Below are 21,234 nucleotides of genomic sequence, written 5' to 3'. Positions count from 1 at the left end.
TTAAAAATGATCTTTCCTTAATTATCTGATTTTTTTAACACCTTTCAGCTCTTTATAAATTGATTTACAGTATATTTCAATGCTTTTGATGTTCTTTTGCAGAAAGCTGTACCAGATCATCCACAGAAACAGAGCGACTAATATGCCCAAAAAGAATTTCAAGATTTTCTGCACGAAGGCTATCTCTAACATCAGAACGGGCTTCTGCAATTTTTAGGGTAATATTTTTGGTCTGCAAATCAATAAACAAGTTCTTTAAGAAACGCGCGCCAGCAATATCAACTCGGGGTGACGAATTGAGGTCTAATATTACTGTTTTTAAAGAACCTTGCTCGCTGTAGATTTTTTCTAAAATTCGCTCTTTAATATATTCTGCATTAAAATAAAATATGGAAGATTCTACTCTAACAATCAATATATGATCTATTTTCTCATTATCGGGATGTCTTTTCAGATCTGTATAAATTCTCGTTCCCGGAACTCTTCCCAAAAAAGCTACATGAGGTTTCGAAGCTGCTTTCAATAAAAGCAATAAGGTTACAAGTGTTGCAAGTAAAACTCCCGCGAGAATTCCCCAGATCAATACTCCTGCAAGCGCAATCATCACAACTGCAAATTCTTGTTTGTTTATTTTATAAAGGTGTCTTATTTCTTTCCAATCAAAAAGACCTCTTATCGCTACTAGAACAATCGCGGCCAAGATTACGGTCGGCAGATTTTGAAGATATCCTGTCAAAAACAAAAGACAACAGGCAATAGCGCCGGAAGCAAACAAAAGTGACAATGGTGTTTTAGCTCCAGCAGCATCATTTACAGCTGATTGTGATAAACCGCCCGCAACAGGATAACCATGTCCGAGTGAAACAGCCGCATTGGCAACTCCAAGTGCTAGAAGTTCTTGTCGCGGATTGATAACATATCCATTTTTTTGTGCTAAAGTTCGTCCGGCAGAAACGCTTTCTATATAAGACAATAAGAAACAAGCCATTGCGAGAGGCAAAACTCCCTCAACATCTCGAATTCGGAGAGAAGGTAAATGAAACTCAGGAAGTCCCGTCGGAATAATCCCAACGGTATGGAATTCTGCATATTTTAATGAAGTGCTCGAAATAAGTATAATGGATAAAATCACTATTAATATTGCAACCGGAAACTGCGGAGCTACTTTTTCTCCTATAATTAATATCAGAATAGCAATTATTCCAAAAATAAAAACAGCAGTATTCATATCTGGAATTTGATGAAAAAGAATAACAATTCGTTCCAAGAAATTATCTCCTCCTCCTTTAACTCCAAACAATTTCGGCAATTGTGTTAAACCGATAGTGATCGCCGCACCCGCTTTGAACCCAACCAAAACAGTCTCACTGATAAAATTAATGATGCCACTTAACCTCAGCAGATAGGCTATGATGGCCATTCCTGCAAACACTAATGCTGTAAGCGAGGCAATTTCTGACCATCGTTGCACATCGCCGTTTGCCATACCTGATATAGTTGTGCCTACTAATAAAGAAATTGCAGATGTAGGACCTATTGCAAGTTGTCTGCTGGATCCTAATAAAGCATAAAATATTCCGCCAATGAGATAACCATAAATTCCATATTGAGGCGGTAAACCTGCAAGCGTTGCATAGGCAAGAGAAACAGGAATTCCATAAGCGGCAAGAGTTACGCCTGCAATAAAATCTCTTTTGAGATTCTGTTTTTCATAATTTTTAATCCAATCTAGTGAGGGTAAAAGCTTAGAAATCATATTAAGAAAGATTAAAATAGTACTAATTCACAATTATAAATGAATGCTTATAATTGTAAAAGGTTACTCTTTCTCTTCTAACAATGCTTTTTTAACCTCATTGAGTTCTGCTATTTTTTCTGCACTTACCTTAGGATATTCCAAATCCATTTCGTCTAAAGCATGAATAATTGCAGAAGCAATTGCAATTCGGGCATAAGACTTATCATCGGCAGGAATTACATACCAAGGTGATTTTTTGGTAGATGTATTTTTAATCAATTCTTCATAAGCATACATATAATCGTCCCAATAGCCCCTCTCTTTGGCATCGGCTGCACTGAATTTCCAGTTTTTATCAGGATTATCAACTCTTTCAATAAATCTTCTCTTCTGTTCTTCTTTAGAAACATTTAGAAAAAACTTGATGACAACTGTTCCGTTTCTATTCAGATATTTTTCAAAGTTTCGAATGTCTTCAAAACGATTATCCCAAATGTCTTTGGTAATCAATTTCTCAGGAAGTTTTTGCCCTCTCAATATTTGTTCATGAACACGAACCACCAATACTTCTTCATAGTAAGAACGATTAAAGATTCCTATTCTGCCTCTTTCTGGAAGGTGCTTTTGACAACGCCATAAATAATCATGATCTAATTCTTCTGAGCTTGGTCCCTTAAAAGAAGAAACCTGACAGCCCTGCGGATTTATTCCTGACATTACATGCTTTATAGCACCATCTTTTCCAGCAGCATCCATAGCTTGAAAAATAATAAGAACAGACCACTTATCTTGCGCATACAAAATATCCTGCATGGCAGCTAGAGCCTTAACCCCCATTTTTAATGTTTTCCGAACTGAGATATCGTCATTTTCTATAGAATAAGAAGTTGGTTTACCTTTTAATGTGAAGTTCTTATCGTCTCCAACACAATATTGCTCAGAAAATTTTTTTGCCCGATGTAATAATTCCTTTTTAGTTAATTTTTTTAAATCATTATCATCCCTTTCCTCTTTTTTATGTTTTTTCTTGTTATTTTTTGACATAATTACATAAGTTTTTGAATTATTACTACTAGTCCTTTGAATAATTTATTCTTACAAAAATGCAGTTTATCGGCAGTAAATGACACTTCATCCTAATTTGCATTATCAATTGAAATACAGACAGATAAAATTTTAACTAAAATTAACAAAATTCGCACAATATTTAACCACCTAACCAAAAAAACGCTAACTTAGCTATTGCACTTTATTGGTTTTTAGTCAGTTGTATTTAATGAATTTTATCTAAAGAATTTAACAATGAACAAAATCTATTCTTCAGCAATTTTATTAAGTTTCTTATTTTTTTCCTGCAAAAAAGAAACCCCGCCAGCGCCCAAACCTTTAGAAATTTCAGTTACTTCAGTTTTACAGCAAGATGTAGATTTAGAGTCTGAATATACGGGGCAAACTTTTGGTCAATCTGATATACAAATTAACCCCCGAGTTGATGGTATTATCGAAAGTATGAATTTTAAAGAAGGAAGTTTTGTCAAGAAAGGACAGGTTCTTTATACAATTGATCCTTTACCATACAGAGCCAAACTTAACGAAGCTCAGGGTGTTGCCGCAGAATCGCAGGCGAGATTATCTAAAACCAAATCAGATTTGGACATGATAACTCCTTTAGCCAAAATGAATGCTGTCAGCCAACGAGAATTGGTTTCTGCAAAAGCTGCATATAACGCTTCTTTAGCCCAAATAAAAGCTTCAGACGCTTCGGTTCAAAATGCTCAGATAGAATTGGGCTATTGTCAAATTTTAGCACCAATTTCAGGATTAATCGGTATTTCTAAAGTCCGCGTTGGTGATTATGTAAGACCTGGAGCCATGTCTATTTTAAACACTATTTCTGATCTTGGTGATGTAAGAGTACGATTTACCATTAGCGAACAGGAATTTTTACGTCTTTTTAGAGAGTTTAGCAAACCAAATTCTGCTTTAAAAGGCTCTGGCGCAACTGTAACTATAAAACTATCTGACGGTTCTATCTATCCTGAGAAAGGAAAAGTAAGTTTTGCCGACAGACAGATTGATCCTTCTACAGGAGCAATCACATTTGAAGCTACATTTCCTAATCCTGACAAATTACTCCGTCCGGGACAATATGTAAAAGTGGCATTGCTTACAGACATTCGCAAAGACGCCATTGTGATTCCGCAACGCGCAGTCATTGAAGTTCAAGGAATCTATCAAGTATATGTAGTAGGCAATGATAACAAAGTGCAAATGCAAATTGTAAAACCAGGCCCTTCTGTTAAAAACGGTTATATTATTGAAGAAGGATTAAAACCTGGCGACAAGATAGCCATGGGAGGTACTTCGTTATTGAAAAACGGAAGTGTCATTACTCCAAAAATCGTTCAATGGCAATTGGGCGATCCAGAAACTGTAGTTGCAAAGTAATCTAAATCACATACTATTATGGGAGAATTTTTCGTCCGAAGACCGATTGTTGCCATTGTTATTAGTATTATCATTGTGATACTTGGATTACTGGCATTACAAAAAACACCTATTTCGCAATATCCGGATATTAATCCGCCAGTTGTAAAAATCACTACTTCTTTTACAGGAGCAAATGCGTTGAATGTGGAACAAGCAGTAGCTACTCCGATCGAGCAAAAAGTGAATGGTGTCGAAAATATGTTGTACATGAAATCGATCAATACTTCTGATGGTGCTTGTACCATTGAGGTAACTTTCGACGTAGGAACCAATCTGGACAACGCCAATATGCTTACGCAAAACAGACAAAACCAGTCTGCTCCCTTTATGCCTTCAAGCGTAAAACAACAGGGTGTTGTAGTAAAAAAGTCCCTTTCGTTCCCGATGATGCTTTTTACGATTACTTCTACCAATCCTAAATATGATGCCAAGTTTTTAAATAACTACGCTAGTATAAATGTTGTTGACCAATTGGCTCGTATAAAAGGAGTTGGAGAGGTAGCTCTTTTTGGTGGTAGTGATTACTCCATGCGTATTTGGCTGAAAGCTGATGTTATGAATAAGCTCGGCATAACGGTTGAAGATGTCAAAAATGCATTGAATGCACAAAATATGATTAGTCCGGGAGGAAAATTTGGAGCTGAACCAGCACCTCCTAATACTGAATTTACATACGGAGTAACCCTCCAAGATCGATTAGTAACTGAAAAAGAATTTGGAAATATCGTAGTTCGAAGCAAAGAAGATGGAGCACAGGTTTTACTTGCTGATATTGCCCGAATCGAATTAGGAACTGAAAATTACAGCTCGACAGCCAGAAGAAACAGTTCGCCAAGTGCCGTTGTTGCTTTATACCAAATGCCAGGAAGTAATGCTCTTGATGTGGCAGAAACTGCAAAAGCAACAATGAAACAATTGTCAGAGAGATTTCCGCAGGACATTGTATATCAAGAATCTTTAGATACTACACTTGCCATTACTGCAGGGGTTGATGATATTGTTCACACTCTTTTTGAGGCTATTATATTGGTTATTTTGGTGGTATTTATATTCCTGCAAAACTGGCGCGCCACTTTAATTCCGTTAATTACGGTTCCAGTTTCGCTGATAGGTACTATTGCGGTTTTCCCAATGTTGGGATTTTCAATCAATACACTTTCGCTTTTAGGATTAGTATTGGCAATTGGTATTGTGGTCGATGATGCTATTGTGGTTGTAGAAGCCGTAATACATCATATCGAACATGGAAAAACTCCTAAAGAGGCTACCGTTCAAGCGATGAAAGAGGTTTCTGGACCAGTAATTGCCATTGCATTAATTCTATGCGCCGTTTTTATCCCAGTTGCAATGACACCTGGAATTACGGGACGTTTTTATCAGCAATTTGCCATAACCATTGCCGTCTCGGTCGCCTTTTCGGCATTTAGTGCTTTGTCTTTAAGTCCCGCACTCTGTGCCATGCTTTTGAAACCAACAAAACCAATTGATCAGCAAAAAGGATGGCTGGCTAAATTCTTTTCTTGGTTTAATAGGGTTTTCGAAAATGTTACAGGAAAATATATAGGCGGAGCAACATTTTTTGCAAAAAAAGCAATACGAATTGTTATTTTACTAGCTGTAATTCTTGTTTCAATTGTTCTTTTAGGAAAAAAGATTCCGTTAGGATTTATTCCCGAAGAAGATCAAGGTTATGTTTTGGTAAATATCGCTTTGCCTCCAGCATCATCATTACAGCGTACTGATGAAATATCTAAAAAAGTAGACAGTTTTCTTAAAGAAGAAAAATCGATTCTGTCTTATACCACGATAAACGGATTTAGTATGCTTACAAACTCCTATCAGCCAAATAACGCTTTCATCTTTATTTCCTTGAAACCTTGGGAAGAAAGAGCTGAAACGGCAAAACAGTTTGTAGACCGATTCAATAAAAAACTGGCCACTCAAATTACGACTGCGACTTGTTTTTCATTTGGTCCGCCCGCAATTCAAGGTTTGGGTGCTTCTGCTGGATTTAGTTTAATGCTGCAAGACCGTGGAGGAAATACACCTCAATATTTAGCAGAACAGACACAGAAATTTATTGCCGCAGCACAACAGCGTCCTGAAATAAAACGAATTTACACCACTTTTAATGCTGGTACTCCACAAATTAAACTGGATATCGACAACGACAAGGCAATGAAATTAGGAATACCTGTTTCTAAAGTCACCGAAGCGCTTGGAGCCTTTTTAGGAGGTAGTTATGTAAATGACTTTAACCGTTTCGGACGTCAGTATAAAGTTTATGTCCAAGGAGAAGCCATCAATCGTGTTAAGCCGGAAGATCTAAACATGATTTATGTAAAAAACAATAAAGGCGACATGCTTCCAGTCTCGACATTGGTTACAGCAACTAAAGTTTCGGGACCCGATTTTACGAACCGTTTAAATTTATTCCGATCTGCTGAAATTGGAGGAAGTCCAAATGATGGTTACAGTAGTGCACAGGCTTTAACTGCATTGGAAGAAGTTGCCAAAGAGACTTTGCCTGCAGACATGAGTTATGATTACATCAACTTATCGTATCAGGAAAAACATTCGCCAGGAGGATCTTCTGTATTTATTATGGCATTGGTTTTTGTATTCTTAATTCTTGCTGCACAATACGAAAGCTGGAAACTGCCATTTAGTGTACTTCTTGGAGCGCCTTTTGCAGTGTTTGGAGCGTTTTTAGGACTTCTTTTGGCAAGATTTGGAAGTGATGCTTATGTCAATAACGTTTTTGCTCAAATCGGACTCGTTTTACTTATCGGATTAGTGGCAAAAAATGCCATTCTTATTGTTGAGTTTGCCAAAGAAGAATACGAAAGAGGGAAACCGCTTTACGAATCGGCAATGTATGCGGCAAGACTTCGTTTCCGTCCGATCTTAATGACTGCTTTTGCTTTTATCCTTGGAGTTGTTCCATTATTGACTGCTACTGGTGCAGGTTCTCAAGCCCGCATTGTAATGGGAATGGCTGTATTTAGCGGCATGTTGATTGCCACCGTTCTCGGTGTATTAATTGTACCAGGTCTATTTGTTATGATTGAAAAAATTGGACACAAGAAAGAAGAAACAATCGTAGCAGGAGAAAACAATGTAGAATCAAATACTACAGACCATGAGTAAGAAGTATAAAATAATCGTTATTGTATTGGCTCTTTCCTTATTTCCAATGGGATGTATGGTAGGGCCAAAATATAAAAAACCTGAGCAGTTAAAATCAGATTCTTATAAAAACGAAAGAAATTTAGACAGTCTCGCTTCGGTAACCAATCTAAAATGGTTTGATTTGTTTAATGATGATGTTTTAAAAGGTCTTATTCAAAAAGGTCTTGAGAATAATTACGATTTAAAAATTGCAGTTTCAAGAATTGAACAGTTTCGTGCTGAATTAGGTTATTCCAAAGCCGATTTATTTCCATCTTTTCAATATGGAGCTACGATAAACAGCAACAAGAAATACATTACTCCATCAACGGCTGGCGCAAGCATGTCATGGGAACTTGACTTTTGGGGGAAATTTCGTCATGAAAATAATGCTGTTAAAAATGAACTTCTAGCGACAGAAGAAGCTCGTAAAGTAATATTGTCTGATATCGTCGCCAATATTGCAATAGCGTACTTTCAGATGCGAAATTTTGATGATCAGCTGGAAATTACCAAACACACTCTTGAAACCAGAGAGAAGTACTATCAAATCATAAGCGAGAGATTTGAAAAAGGATATATCTCAGAAGTTGACAAAGTACAAATTGAGCAACAGGTTGCCATTGCAGAAGCTGCGATTCCTAACATTGAAAGACAAATAACCTATCAAGAAAATGCAATTGCATTACTTACAGGTCAGCTTCCTACTGAAATTCCGAGAGGAAAAAGCAATACAGAGTTACAGATAGTCAGCAAAATTCCATTATCAATTCCGTCTGCCTTATTAGAAAACAGACCCGATGTAAAAGCGGCCGAATTAAGATATGCTGCAGCAAACGAAAGAATTGGTGTTGCTCAAGCAATGCGATTTCCGTCTATTAATCTTGCCGCAATTGCCGGATTTGCAAGTGCCGATTTGAGTAATCTATTTTTAGGAAGTTCTTATATGCAAAATGCATCTGGCGGAATTGCAGGACCAATATTTGCATTCGGAAAAAACAAAAGAAGAGTTGAAACAAACAGACAACAAGCAGAACAGTTCAAATTTCTTTATCAACAAAAATATATTGATGCCGTTTCTGAAGTAGAACAATCTATACAAAACGTTAGAACTTATCAAGAAGAATGGAAAGCACGCAATAGACAAGTGCAAGCCGCTTTAATAAACTACAAATTATCTCATGAAAGATATGATAGCGGTTACGTTTCTTACTTAGAAGTTTTAGATGTAGAAACTAACCTTTTCAACGCACAGTTAAGTCTGGCACAATTATCCGAAAGACAATTAAGTTCAATGGTTGAATTGTACAAAGCACTTGGTGGGGGATGGAATCTTTAACGAAAGGTTCTGAGATTCTAAGCTACTGAGGTTCTAAGTTTTTTAAACTAAACATATAAAAAACAAAAAGCACTATTTTCATAGTGCTTTTTGTTTTAAATCTTTGTACTGCAAATCTGTGCTTCTGAAAAAAAATCTTAGAATCTCAGTAACTTAGAGTCTTAGCATCTTTAAAAATTAACAGAACTCGTTAAACGCATCCTGTAAATTCTCAGCAATTAATTCAGCTGGGCGTCCTTCGATGTGGTGACGCTCTAACATGTGAACCAATTCTCCGTTTTTAAACAAAGCCATAGATGGCGAAGATGGAGGAAATGGGAACATATGTTGTCTTGCAGCATCAACAGCTTCTTTGTCAACACCTGCAAAAACAGTAATTAAATGATCTGGTTTTTTAGCTCCTTCCAAACTCATTTTTGCTCCTGGACGTGCATTTCTTGCAGCGCATCCGCAAACAGAGTTTACAACAACTAAAGTGGTACCTTCAGCTTTGATAGCATTCTCAACAGCTTCAGCACTATGTAAGTCTTGAAAACCAGCAGCTGTTAATTCAGCCTCCATTGGTTTTACCATTTCTAGTGGATACATATTCTTGTTTTTTAAATTGTACTTTTTGAACTGCAAAGTTACAAAGTTTACTCGCAACTAGTTACTTTGAAGTATAAAGTTTTGTTATAGTTCAATAATAATTTTATTTCGAATGAAAACCCATCAGCTTAAGTAGATTTTAAACAATCTCTAACATTTCTTGCTTTGTTTTTTTATTCGGAAATTGATAATTATATTGCTTTAAATGACGCTTAATTCCTCTTGCTTTATGCCTAGTGGTTAAAACCGTTGTCTTATTTTCTTCAGGAATTTCAATTGTTGAAAGATAGCTCGTCAAATATTTTCTAAGTATTTGTATGCTATCAAGATCAATGGAATAAATTACTTTTTTGCCTGCATTTTGTATAGTAACAAGATGTGCTTTTTTTAATTCTAACAAATGCTTTGATATAGTTGATTGTGCCGATGGAATTAATTCAACTATTTCGCCACAAGTTCTTTTATCTCTTTTCCAAAGAAGAGTCAAAATTTGAACTCTGGTTGGATGACCGAGTGCTTTACAGATTTCAGCTATTGACTCTGTTTCGACATCAAATTTTAGATGCTTAGTCATTTTTATTAATTTACAAATCGTTAACTGCCTATAATAAGAGACATAATGCGCCTTTAGACAATGAACAAATCTAAATGAAATATAAAATCTATAACTACCCTTGAAAGTCGTTAGAATGAAACAATAAGACATTTTATTTTAATAAAAACCGTATTTTTTAGGCTATCAACTATTTTTTGCGATTATAAAATACTAATTACCAAATTTCTTTTGATACGGGTATGTTTCGTAAATCGTATTGTCCTCGTTAATTGAAAAACCTTTAGCAGCATCTTCTCTAGCAATACCTACCAAAGCGACAGCTTCATCGCGGGACTTTCCTTGTTTAAGCCAACAAATAGCTTTGTAATATTTAGCATCTGAAAATTCAGGATAGATTTTCAATGCTTTATCAAAAGTAGCAATCGCTTCATCCCATTTTTTGAGTTCATATTTGGCAATTGCCTGATAAAAATATGCCGTCGGATGCTCTAACTGCTGACGATTTTTGTAAATATCATTTACATATTCATCAAAAAGCCTTTCTGCTTTTTCGTATTCGTTCAGCTGAAGATAACAGAGTCCTTTATAAAAATTGAACGAATGATCCATAACATAACTATTTCCGTATAGTTTTATGGCTTCATCAAAGTCTACGATCGCATCTTTATACTCATGCGAAAAAATGCATTTCATAAAAGCACGATAAGAAAGCCATCGTTCTTTATCATACAATACTGCTTTATCTAAATAAGGCATTCCAACTTCATACTTTTTGCACTTAAAATATGGCATTGCTTTCTGTTGCCATAGATATGCAACAGTACTATCTTTTTTCAAACCTTGATCAAGACAATCTTGCCATTCGGTCATTTCAAATATATAATTGTGTTTTTCGGCACAATTGGTTAAAAATTCCTCCACAATTGCATCATGTGCCTTGTTTGTCGAAACCTGTGCGAACGATAAAAGAGTAAAAAAGAAACTGAATAATGAAGTAATGGTTTTCAATGATTACGTTTTTTAGTTAGATTTATTTGAGAGAAAAATCACTCTAAATAACGCTTTAATAAATGGGATTTTGGGGCACTTTAAAATAACTTTAACATCTTCAAAGAAACTCGTGTCTTCATCTAAGAATTTGAAAATCAATCTAGGATTTCCTTTTTTAAACAAAGAAGAAAAAATGGAACTTCCCAGTTCATTATTTCGATAAAGAATATCCAAAAGCAATAAATCGTAAAACCAAAACTTAGATTTTTTATGAAAATCTTTCATTTGGAAATCTTTGTTCTGAATAAATTCCACCAAATCTGATGATTTTTTATCCGAATTCTTAAACGTGTAACCCGTACTCGCTTTTGTCCAACCGCCAGCCGTACCAATATTCAGGACACGTTTTGTGTTTTTTTCCCAAAAAGGATAACAGGTCATCGGAATGCTTCCCTCCTCTTTTTCAAGAATTTGATATTGACTTACGCCAATCTTCTTCAGATAAATTTGAATTTCGTTTTCGTATTCTTCTTTCGGAAGAAGTTTTTCCGAAAACAATGTATATTCAACCAAAGCCTCCGTTTTTGAAGTTGGCAAAACATACATAAATCTTGTATTTCCTTTTTGTTCAACCGAAAAATCCATAAACGTGACTTCTTCCGGATTGAAAACTTCTTCTTGAGTTTTTACAAACCAGCCCACAAAATGCTGTTGTAAAACAGGATACTTGTTTTGCCTTTCGGCGAAAGCCTTAGTATAAATACTATTGAAAAGGTAATGACAAGTATATCTGTTTTCTTCTGTCCCGACAAAAACATGCGTTTCAAGTTCGTTAATATCGGTTACTTTTTCCTTTAAAAAAGTAATATTAGATTGTTTTGAAATAGCCTTGAAAACGAAATTATAGAAGCCTAAACCATTAATTTTATTGTACGAATAAGGCTTAAGATCCAAATCGCGTTTGAAATTCTTATTGGCAAACAAAGCCGAATCCCATTTTTTTGAAACAATCGAATTCCAAACGTTTTCTTCCTTTTCCCAAAAGCACCAAGTTCTATCGTTGATTTTTTTCGAATCCCGATCTAGAAGTAAAATTGACTTATTAGAGAACTTTCCAGACAAAATCATTTTGTAAACCGTCATCAAAGATGCCATTCCAGTTCCTGTAAAAATGTAGTCGAAATGTGGGATTTGCGAAGAATTCATTCTCAAAAATAAGAAATTTTACTTTTCCAGATTTTCTAATAACACTTTAAAATCTTTTAGAGCCAAATAATTATTGTATTGAAAGATAATTTCATTCTTCTCATTCAAGACACATAAAATCGGATAAGCGATTTGATTGTTTATCGTTCCAAGCTCCAAAGCCAGTTCATGAACGCCAACATTATTTCCTGACGGCTTGTACTTGAAAGTGTGATTCGCGAATGTGATATCTCTTTTTTCCTCTGCATTGAAATCAATAAAATAGAAATCTGAATTTAGTTTTTCTATAATTTCCTGATCTTTAAAAGTTGTGGCTTTCATTCGCTGGCAAAATTGGCACCAATCGGCATGAATGAAAACAATGGTTTTTCGTTTTTGAATTTGCTGTAAACCTCCTATTTCTTCAAAAGTTCTGCTTTTTAACTGACACAAACCTGTTGAAGTTATTCCGAAGAAGAAAATAAGGAGAACTAGCTTTTTCATTTTTTTGTTTTGTTTGCCACAGATTGCAAAGATTAAAAGAATTATACTTTTTGTTAGGCTGAGCGAAGTCGAAGCCCCGTTCCAAATTGGAGCGCCCTTCGACTTCGCTCAGGGTGACAAACGAAAACAATCTGTCTAAAAAATTTTGAACACATAGAAACATAGATTTTTTCTTTTCTAAAGATTACAAAAGAAGCTAGCTTCTACACATAGCTATGTGAATTGATACAAGTGAAACGCCTCTTCTACACAAAGTTAAACTATGTTTCTATGTGTTAAAAAATTAATCACCTAAAAGTATATCGCAATCCCAAAAATCCTCGAATAGTTTGATTCTGTCCATAAACATAAGTCGTATCAAATGTCAAACCGTATGGATTATCTGGTGTTACTAATACTTTTCCTGCCGAATCATATTGCACATTTTTATCAAAAGGATCATTTGTTCTCGAAATCAAAAACGGATTATTCTGTTTTGGAGTGAAATTCAGTAGATTTTTGATGCCACCATAAACTTCGAAATCTTTCCATCCTGAATAGGTAAACTGAATGTTTTGAATACTATACCAAGGTGAATTTGGACTTCTAGGATCCGTTTCGCTCAACAAAGGCAATTTCATCGGACTGTAAACATTTCCAGTATAATCCATTGATAAATTCCAAGGTTGAATTTTGTATGAAACACTCCATGTTGCAGTGAAATTCTCCGTCAAAAAAGGTCTTTCAGAAATTCCGTTTTCCACATTTTTATTGTCCAAAACTGTTGCTCCGACTATAAACTTTAATCCCGACGGAAAATTAAGATCGATATTCGTACTAATTCCTTGACTTAACGCATAACCATCAATATTGTCGTAGATAATTTCGTTTGGATTGGTTTCGTAATCTGAAATAATCTTATTGCTGAATCTCGTATAAAAAGCAGTTGTTTCAATTCCCATAAAGGTTCCGTTTCCGAAATTGATTTTCTGAATATAATTCAAATTCACGTTTACAGATTGTTCGGGTTTTAAATCGTTTTTAATGATAACATCTCGCGAACCCGTTAGCGCCGCATGATCTTCGGTAAATAAATTCACAACTCTAAATCCAGTTCCAGCGTTTAATCTAAAAATCGTGTTTTCGTTTGCCTTAAATCTGTAAGCAAATCGCGGTGTAAAAATAGATCCATGAACAGAATTGTAATCGTAACGCATTCCTAGCAAGACTTGGCTTTTTGGAGAAAACGTAATTTCGTCCTGAACAAAAATTCCTGGAAGCCAAGTATTTTCAGCTTCTTTGGTTGCAGGCGTATTATCATCATAATACGTATATCGGCTTGCAATTCCTGCCAGCAAATCGTTTCGACCTATTTTTTTATCCCATGTCAGCTGCAAGAATCCAATTTTCTGATTGGCTATGTAAGATGTTGTTCCATAACGGCTGTCTTGATAATGAACATTTCCAGAGAACGAAAGCATCAATTTTTCTTCAAACGGCAATTGGTAACTTCCAATTAATTCAGCTCTTTTGGTATAAATGCTTTCACCGTAAATTTCATCGCCGCCGCGATATTTTTTCTCCCAACGAATGTCTCCACCCCAACGATCTTCATACATTCCGCGTGCAGCGATCGTAAAAAGGCGATTATGATTTCTCTGAAAACTCCATTTATTAAAAACCGAAATACGTTCAGAAAGCGTAACATCAGTAAAATTGTCATTGTCTTTATCGATAACCTGATCGTAGTTGAAGTAATTAACACCAATAAGAGAAATTGCTTTTTTGCCCACATTAAACTTCATCCCCAAATCGAGATTGCTTTCAAAATAAGAAGTCGTAAAATAATCTGCAGAAAAAACGGGTGCGTTAGTCGGGTTTTTAGTAATGATGTTGATTAAACCTCCAACCGCTTCACTTCCGTAAAGAGACGAAGCTGGACCTTTCACAATCTCAATTCGTTCCACCAGAGAATTCGGAATTCCTGACAAACCATAAACCGTCGACAGACTGCTTACAATTGGCATCCCGTCAATCATAACCAAAGTGTAGGGACCTTCCAATCCATTTATGTGAATATCTCCAGTATTACAAACTCCACAATTCAGTTGAGGACGGACGCCATTTATGTTTTGAAGCGCATCGTAAATGCTTGACGTTGGATTTTTCTTGAAGAAAACTGGCGAATAAACCTCAACCGGAACGGCACTTTCTAATCTTTTTACAGGTTTTAAAGTTCCAGAAACCACAACTTCGTTCAATTCGTTTTGATCTTCCTCTAATTCAAAATCGAGATTCAGATTTTCATTTTCTAAAACAGAAATTCTTTGGGTTATGGGTTTGAATCCAGTCGAGGTTACATTTATTCTATAATTCCCTTTCGGAATATTTTCGAGTTTATAAAATCCTAGAGAATCAGTTTTTGTTTTAAAGTTTGTATTTAATAAAGCAACATTAATTTCCTGACCTGCAGGAATTGATGATTCGATTTTTCCTGAGATATTTTGCGAATAGAGGCTTTTAGCTGAAATTATTAATATTGTCAAAAATAAATATTTCATTATTATAAAATTAAATTTAGACAAAACTAAAAATTAAATTTGACAAATAATTATTCTTAAAACAAAAATTTTCAAACTGATTGAATTCAATATGTTATATTTTTTAAACCATATAAGTTATATAAGATAATTTAAGTTCGTGCTAAAATAAACTTATATAACTTATATGGTTTAATACTCTTTCCTATTGACTAAAAATCTTCTTCAATAAGTTCCTTATTTATTACAGCTCCCGCGAAAGAACCAGTAGAAACTGCAATTGCCACTGATCGCATTTGAGTTGTACAATCTCCACTTGCAAAAACGCTTTTGATATTTGTTTTTTGCATCGCATCTACTTTCAGCAATCCTTGTTCGCTAATATCACATCCCAAAACTTCAGGTATTGGACAATGCTGTTCAAAAGGTGGTTTGGCATAAATCGCTTTTACCTCAACTTTTTCTCCGTTCTTAAAAATGATGTTTTTAATATAACCTGCATTATGCTCAAAAGAATCTATTTCTTGTTCAAAAATCTGAATTCCATTCTTTTTGAGTATTTCAGTTTGTTCTGAAGTCAATTCCAATTTTCCGTTGGTACACAATCTTAAGTCTTTTGTCCAATTGGAAATTAGTTTGGCATATTCAAATCCCATTTCTCCATTGGCTATAATCGCCGTTTTTTCGTTTTTAACTTCATAACCATGACAATACGGACAATGCAAAACCGAAATTCCCCAACAGGCAGCAAAACCTTCAATTTCTGGCAGTAAATCTTTAACTCCCGTTGCAAACAATACTTTTCTTGAAGTAAAAACAGCTCCAGATTCGGTTGTAATTTCGAAACCGTTTTCTGTTTTAAGCGCTTTCACAGCAAGTCCGTTATAGAATTGAACCGTTTTATAAATGTCTACTTGCAATTTGGCTTTCGCCGAAATAACCGCTGGCTTTTCACCGTCCTGCGTAATAAAATTATGAGAATGCGGTGTTTGTCTGTTACATGGCAGACCGCTGTCGATAACTAAAACCTGACGCAAAGAGCGTCCTAAACTCATTGTTGCAGACAATCCGCTGTAGCTGCCCCCAATGATAATCACTTCAAAATGCTTCTGTTCCATCTTTCTATTTTTAATGATTTTGATTTCTATGTAATTTGTAATTGATCAAATGCCCGATGATCATTCCGAATCCTCCGAAATAAATCAAATCTAAATGAATGTCTAATAAAAGTTCTGTCAAAACACTAATCCAAATAAGTGCCATTGAAACAACTAAAATGGACGATACCAAAAGAGCTGATTTTTTTATAATTTTGAGAATTGCAAATAAACCTATCGAAGCAAATAGTAAATCTATAATTGGATTGTGACTCAGTCCTAATGGAAGGATTGTCAAAAGAGGAAAAATCAAGCAGTGAACCAAACAGATGGTCGCGCTTGAAATTCCTAAAATATCGTAAAAGGATGTGCTTATTTTCTTCATTTCATGTACATTTGCTTAATGCAATTTTGTTGCAAATATATACAATTTTATCAATTGCAACATTGTTGCGTTTAAATTTTAATTTCGTAAAAAATGAAAACTACACGTAATACCGCAGCAAAGACGGCTGTTTTAGAGGTGTTTGAAAAATCTAAAACGGCTCTTTCGCATACCGAAATTCAGAAACAATTAAATGATTTGTGCGATCGCGTTACTATTTACAGAATTTTGGACCGTTTGATTAATGAAGATGTCATTCATAAAATTTCGAATCTTGACGGAACGGTAAAGTATGCCAAATGCAACCATTCGCATCAGCGCGTGCATATTCACAATCATGCGCATTTTAGCTGTGAGAATTGTCATGAGATTACATGCCTTGAAACAGTTAAGCCAAGTTACATTATGCCGCACAATTACAAAGTGAACGAAATCAATTTTACGTTATCTGGATTATGCCCGAATTGTTTAAATTCTAACATTTAACTTTTAGACTCGTCTAAAAATATTGTTTCGCGAATATAATTTTTCTCTATATTTGTGAAAACAATACTTTTACAATGACCAAATCTTTAGAAGAAGTCCACGAATCGGTTTCTACAGAAAATAAAAAAAAGGGTTTTAGAAAAATTTTAGCCTTCTTAGGCCCCGCTTATCTTGTAAGTGTCGGCTACATGGATCCAGGAAACTGGGCGACTGATATTGCCGGCGGAAGCCAATTCGGATACACTTTAGTCTGGGTTTTATTGATGAGTAATTTAATGGCTTTGCTTTTGCAGAGTTTAAGCGCTCGCCTCGGAATTGTTACGCAACGCGACCTCGCACAAGCTTCTCGAGAAACCTATTCCAAATACATCAACTACATTTTATATTTCCTTGCCGAAATAGCAATTGCGGCCTGCGATTTAGCAGAAGTTCTCGGAATGGCGATCGGAATTAATCTGCTTTTCGGGATTCCGTTGCTCGAAGCTGTTCTAATTACCGTTTTAGACACCTTTTTACTGCTTTTCCTGATCAATAAAGGAATTCGTAAGATGGAAGCCTTCATTATTGCTTTAGTGGCGATTATTGGGTTCTCTTTTATCTTCGAAATGATTTTTGCAGAACCAGAAGTGCACAAAGTTTTAGCAGGACTTATTCCTTCAATTCCAAATTCAGCTGCTTTATATATTGCTATCGGAATTATCGGAGCAACTGTAATGCCGCATAACTTGTATTTGCATTCGTCTTTAGTGCAAACACGAAAATTTGATAGAACTCCAGCAGGAATCAAACAAGCCTTAAAATACAATTTGATCGATTCTACGATTGCTTTAAATCTAGCTTTCTTTGTAAATGCTGCGATTTTAATTCTTGCTGCAGCAACTTTCCATAAAAACGGAATGTTTGAAGTTGCCGAAATTCAGGACGCACACCAATTTCTTGAACCATTGTTAGGAACGAAATGGGCGCCTATTTTATTTGCTGTCGCTTTAATTGCTGCTGGACAAAGTTCGACCGTAACTGGCACGCTTGCCGGACAAATTGTAATGGAAGGTTATCTTCATTTCAGAATTCAGCCTTGGGTTCGTAGAATTATAACCCGTTTGATTGCTATTATTCCTGCCGTGATCGTGATTTTAATTTATGGCGAAAGTGTAACAGGGAAATTGCTAATTCTAAGTCAGGTTATTTTGAGTTTACAATTAGGGTTTGCTATTATTCCGCTAATCCATTTTGTGAGTGATAAATCTAAAATGAACGGTTTTCATATTTCGAAAACCACTCAAGTTGTTTCTTGGATCATTGCCTCTATCATTGTTTCTCTGAATGCGAAATTGGTTTATGACGAAATCACCTCGTGGCTAGCAAGTTCAGATCATCCGATGGTTCTTTGGCTTACGGTTGTTCCGCTTGCTTTCGGATTCTCAGCTTTATTGTTATACATTGTTTTCAAACCTTTTATTGCCAAATTCAAAGCAAAAACCATCAATCATTCACCGCACAATCTAAAACTTCATTTTGCCCAAAAGAAAACTCACGAAGTAAAAAACATTGCAGTTTCTGTTGATTTTTCGAATGCCGATGAAGCGGCTCTTAATCACGCCATTGAATTGGGCGGAATGGATGCCAAATACACGCTTATTCATATTGTTGAAACCGTCGGCGCTTTGATGTATGGAATTCATATTCACGATCATGAAACTACGATTGATGAAAAATTGCTTTTAGAATACAAGGAAATGCTTTCAGAAAAAGGATTTAGCATTGAAACAGAACTTGGTTTTGGAAAACCAAACAAAACAATTCCAGAAATCATCAATAGCGGTACTTTTGATATTCTCGTAATGGGAACCCACGGCCACACTGGCCTAAAAGATATTCTTTTCGGTACAACGGTAGATAAATTGAGACATAAAATTTCAATACCTTTGTTGATTGTTAAATAAAGTTTCTAAGATGCTAAGCTACTAAGATTCTAAGCTTTTTATTAAAAAGCCTAAAAGAAACCTTAGAACCTCAGCCCCTTAGAACCTTAGAACCTCAAAAGAAATGACCTTTTCAGAAGAAAACTACCTAAAATCGATTTATCATCTGACTGCTGCATCAGAAACAGAAGTTAGCACGAATGCCATTGCCGAAATTATGGAAACGAAAGCTTCCTCTGTAACCGATATGCTTAAAAAGCTGGCAGAGAAAGATTTAGTGAATTATAAAAAATACCAAGGGGTTTCGTTAACCGAAAACGGAAAATTGGCTGCTAAAATGATTGTTAGAAAACATCGTCTTTGGGAAGTATTTCTGGTTGAAAAACTAAATTTCAGCTGGGATGAGGTTCATGATATTGCAGAACAATTGGAACATATCAAATCGGAGCAACTGATTAATCGTTTGGATGATTTTCTAGGAAATCCTACTGAAGATCCGCATGGTGATCCAATTCCAGATGCAAATGGGCGAATCATTAAAATTGAAAAACAGCTTTTATCTGAATTGGAAGAAAATCAAACTGGTGTTTGTGTTGGTGTAAAAGATACTTCATCAGAGTTTTTGAAATATCTTGATAAACAAGGAATTGCTTTAGGTTCTAAAATTGAATTCCTTTCTAAAGAATCTTTCGATTTGTCGGTTAAAATTAAGGTGAATGAAAGGGAATTATCTATTTCAAATAAAATTGCTTCTAATTTGTTTGTGAAGCTGGTTTAGAGGTTATTTCGCAGAGATACGCTAAGAAGCTTCACAGAGATACACTAAGGAGTCTGAACAAGATTTTTTTGTCAGGCTGAGCGAAGTCGAAGCTCCGCAAAGTGATTCTGCAAACTTAGGCTTCGACTTCGCTCAGCCTGACAAATAAGTTCTATAAGTGGCATAGCCACTTAAATTAATCTTTAAACAATCCCCTTTTCAATCATTTCCAGCATAACCGGAGAAGCATTTTTAAATGTCGGTGCTTGCTCGATAATACTTCCTGCATTCTTTTTATTGACTTTGAAAGTTACATCATCATTTGTTGTAAACAAAAGTGCTGTTAGAAAAGGATTTTTGATATGTGTTCCCAAAATCAATAAGGCTTCATCTAAAGTGTGAATACTTTCAACCTCTTCTGTTTTGTATCGAAAAGTTAGCGAAATTGAGAATGTATTATCTTCATTGAGAACCAATCTGAAATATACATTCTTAAGTTCTGTATCCCCCATCGTTTTGGCCAAAGTCAGTTTAGCGAAAGTTCCGCTTTGGATACTTTCTTTAACTCGTTCACAAAAAAGGGCAAATATTGGTTCGTATGACATATTGTTGTGTTTATTTAACCGCAAAGTTCGCAAAGATTTACGCAAGGTTCACAAAGTTTTTTAAATTTCCTTGTGTCCTTTGCGTAATCCCTTGCGAACTTTGCGGTTAAGAAAATTTTATTTCCCTGTAAATTCAGCTTTACGTTTTTCTAAGAAAGCTGTTGTTCCTTCTTTGAAGTCTTGAGTTCCAAAACATTCTCCAAATGATTTTATTTCGGTATCAAAACCATTTTTACCATCTTTAAAATTAGCATTAATGGCTTTTATCGCTTTTCCGATTGCAAATGGTGCATTTTTGATGATTTTTTGAGCAATTACATTTGTAAAAGAAAGTAATTCTTCCTGAGGTACAACATAATTTACTAAACCATAATCTTTTGCTTGTTCAGCAGTAATCATCGCGGCAGTCATAATCAATTCCATTGCACGGCCTTTTCCAATTAATTGCGGTAAGCGCTGTGTTCCTCCGTAACCCGGAATTAATCCAAGAGTAACTTCTGGGAGTCCCATTTTAGCATTATCAGAAGCAATTCTAAAATGACAAGCCATTGCCAGTTCTAATCCGCCCCCAAGAGCGAAACCATTTACGGCAGCAATTACTGGTTTTTTAAGATTTTCAATAAAATCAAATAAAGATTCCTGCCCTTCAGCAGCTAATTGAGCGCCTTCAACAACAGTATAATTGGCAAATTCCGAAATATCTGCTCCAGCTACAAAAGCTTTTTCTCCGCTTCCGGTTAAAACAACAACACGAACATCATCATTTTTAGCTAATGCTTGAATAGCATCACTCAGATCACTAATCGTTGCTTTGTTTAAAGCATTCAATTTGGTTGGTCTGTTAATTGTAATTGTAGCAACTTTTTCTTCTATTGAGATTAAGATATTTTCGTAATTCATGA

The 21,234-nt window shown here is 35.4% G+C and carries 18 protein-coding genes; 6 read left to right on the top strand and 12 right to left on the bottom strand.

Annotated elements, in window-relative coordinates; genetic code table 11:
* Window positions 1–76 precede the first annotated feature (76 nt).
* Both JI750_RS05440 and JI750_RS05435 read right to left on the bottom strand, forming a co-directional pair.
* Complete coding sequence (locus JI750_RS05440) at window positions 77–1,756, bottom strand: SulP family inorganic anion transporter (RefSeq protein ID WP_201999292.1); 1,680 nt, start codon at window positions 1,754–1,756, stop codon at window positions 77–79.
* A gap of 63 nt (window positions 1,757–1,819) precedes the next feature.
* Window positions 1,820–2,782, bottom strand: coding sequence for a polyphosphate kinase 2 family protein (locus tag JI750_RS05435; protein WP_201999291.1), 963 nt, complete (start codon window positions 2,780–2,782; stop codon window positions 1,820–1,822).
* Between the two features lie 258 nt (window positions 2,783–3,040).
* Between JI750_RS05435 and JI750_RS05430 the strand changes: the two genes are divergently transcribed.
* From JI750_RS05430 to JI750_RS05420, 3 genes are read left to right on the top strand one after another with little or no spacing between them, the layout of a single operon-like run.
* Complete coding sequence (locus JI750_RS05430; protein ID WP_201999290.1) at window positions 3,041–4,186, top strand: efflux RND transporter periplasmic adaptor subunit; 1,146 nt, start codon at window positions 3,041–3,043, stop codon at window positions 4,184–4,186.
* A gap of 18 nt (window positions 4,187–4,204) precedes the next feature.
* Complete coding sequence (locus JI750_RS05425) at window positions 4,205–7,378, top strand: efflux RND transporter permease subunit (RefSeq protein ID WP_201999289.1); 3,174 nt, start codon at window positions 4,205–4,207, stop codon at window positions 7,376–7,378.
* On the top strand, window positions 7,371–8,738 hold the full coding sequence (locus tag JI750_RS05420; protein WP_201999288.1) for an efflux transporter outer membrane subunit: 1,368 nt from the start codon (window positions 7,371–7,373) through the stop codon (window positions 8,736–8,738). Before JI750_RS05425 ends, JI750_RS05420 begins: the two co-directional genes overlap by 8 nt.
* A 177-nt stretch (window positions 8,739–8,915) precedes the next feature.
* Here JI750_RS05420 and JI750_RS05415 read toward each other — a convergent pair whose 3' ends face one another.
* The 8 genes from JI750_RS05415 to JI750_RS05380 form a co-directional block, all read right to left on the bottom strand.
* A complete protein-coding gene (locus tag JI750_RS05415; RefSeq protein WP_008465639.1) occupies window positions 8,916–9,326 on the bottom strand; it encodes a BrxA/BrxB family bacilliredoxin in 411 nt (136 codons plus the stop codon).
* 139 nt (window positions 9,327–9,465) lie between these two features.
* Window positions 9,466–9,900, bottom strand: coding sequence for an ArsR/SmtB family transcription factor (locus JI750_RS05410; RefSeq protein WP_201999287.1), 435 nt, complete (start codon window positions 9,898–9,900; stop codon window positions 9,466–9,468).
* A gap of 192 nt (window positions 9,901–10,092) precedes the next feature.
* Window positions 10,093–10,890: a tetratricopeptide repeat protein gene (locus JI750_RS05405; RefSeq protein ID WP_201999286.1), complete on the bottom strand. Its 798-nt coding sequence runs from the start codon at window positions 10,888–10,890 to the stop codon at window positions 10,093–10,095.
* A 12-nt stretch (window positions 10,891–10,902) separates the two neighbouring features.
* Window positions 10,903–12,078, bottom strand: coding sequence for a lycopene cyclase family protein (locus JI750_RS05400; protein WP_201999285.1), 1,176 nt, complete (start codon window positions 12,076–12,078; stop codon window positions 10,903–10,905).
* Between the two features lie 18 nt (window positions 12,079–12,096).
* On the bottom strand, window positions 12,097–12,561 hold the full coding sequence (locus JI750_RS05395) for a thioredoxin family protein (protein WP_201999284.1): 465 nt from the start codon (window positions 12,559–12,561) through the stop codon (window positions 12,097–12,099).
* A gap of 287 nt (window positions 12,562–12,848) precedes the next feature.
* Window positions 12,849–15,101 carry a TonB-dependent receptor gene (locus tag JI750_RS05390; protein WP_201999283.1) on the bottom strand — a complete coding sequence of 751 codons (2,253 nt, stop codon included), beginning with the start codon at window positions 15,099–15,101 and terminating at the stop codon, window positions 12,849–12,851.
* A 191-nt stretch (window positions 15,102–15,292) separates the two neighbouring features.
* Window positions 15,293–16,198 (bottom strand): NAD(P)/FAD-dependent oxidoreductase, encoded by a 906-nt coding sequence (locus tag JI750_RS05385; protein WP_201999282.1) that lies wholly within the window; start codon window positions 16,196–16,198, stop codon window positions 15,293–15,295.
* 10 nt (window positions 16,199–16,208) lie between these two features.
* Entirely contained in the window at window positions 16,209–16,562 is a 354-nt protein-coding gene (locus JI750_RS05380) for a MerC domain-containing protein (RefSeq protein WP_201999281.1), read from the bottom strand.
* A 93-nt stretch (window positions 16,563–16,655) separates the two neighbouring features.
* Here JI750_RS05380 and JI750_RS05375 point away from each other — a divergent pair, with 93 nt between their 5' ends.
* From JI750_RS05375 to JI750_RS05365, 3 genes are all read left to right on the top strand, one after another.
* Window positions 16,656–17,048, top strand: coding sequence for a Fur family transcriptional regulator (locus JI750_RS05375; RefSeq protein ID WP_177211585.1), 393 nt, complete (start codon window positions 16,656–16,658; stop codon window positions 17,046–17,048).
* Between the two features lie 74 nt (window positions 17,049–17,122).
* Window positions 17,123–18,991: an Nramp family divalent metal transporter gene (locus JI750_RS05370; protein ID WP_201999280.1), complete on the top strand. Its 1,869-nt coding sequence runs from the start codon at window positions 17,123–17,125 to the stop codon at window positions 18,989–18,991.
* Between the two features lie 103 nt (window positions 18,992–19,094).
* Entirely contained in the window at window positions 19,095–19,748 is a 654-nt protein-coding gene (locus tag JI750_RS05365) for a metal-dependent transcriptional regulator (protein WP_201999279.1), read from the top strand.
* 182 nt (window positions 19,749–19,930) lie between these two features.
* On the opposite strand, the gene JI750_RS05360 is transcribed toward JI750_RS05365, so the two are convergent.
* Together JI750_RS05360 and JI750_RS05355 are read right to left on the bottom strand one after the other, a co-directional pair.
* On the bottom strand, window positions 19,931–20,332 hold the full coding sequence (locus JI750_RS05360; RefSeq protein WP_201999278.1) for a hypothetical protein: 402 nt from the start codon (window positions 20,330–20,332) through the stop codon (window positions 19,931–19,933).
* A 117-nt stretch (window positions 20,333–20,449) separates the two neighbouring features.
* Window positions 20,450–21,232 carry an enoyl-CoA hydratase/isomerase family protein gene (locus JI750_RS05355; protein ID WP_201999277.1) on the bottom strand — a complete coding sequence of 261 codons (783 nt, stop codon included), beginning with the start codon at window positions 21,230–21,232 and terminating at the stop codon, window positions 20,450–20,452.
* Window positions 21,233–21,234 lie beyond the last annotated feature (2 nt).

It is taken from the genome of Flavobacterium tagetis, assembly GCF_016735615.1.
Classification (GTDB): Bacteria; Bacteroidota; Bacteroidia; order Flavobacteriales; family Flavobacteriaceae; genus Flavobacterium; species Flavobacterium tagetis.
The sequence above is the reverse complement of the archived record's forward strand: the minus strand, read 5'-3'. Positions and strand labels throughout refer to the sequence as shown.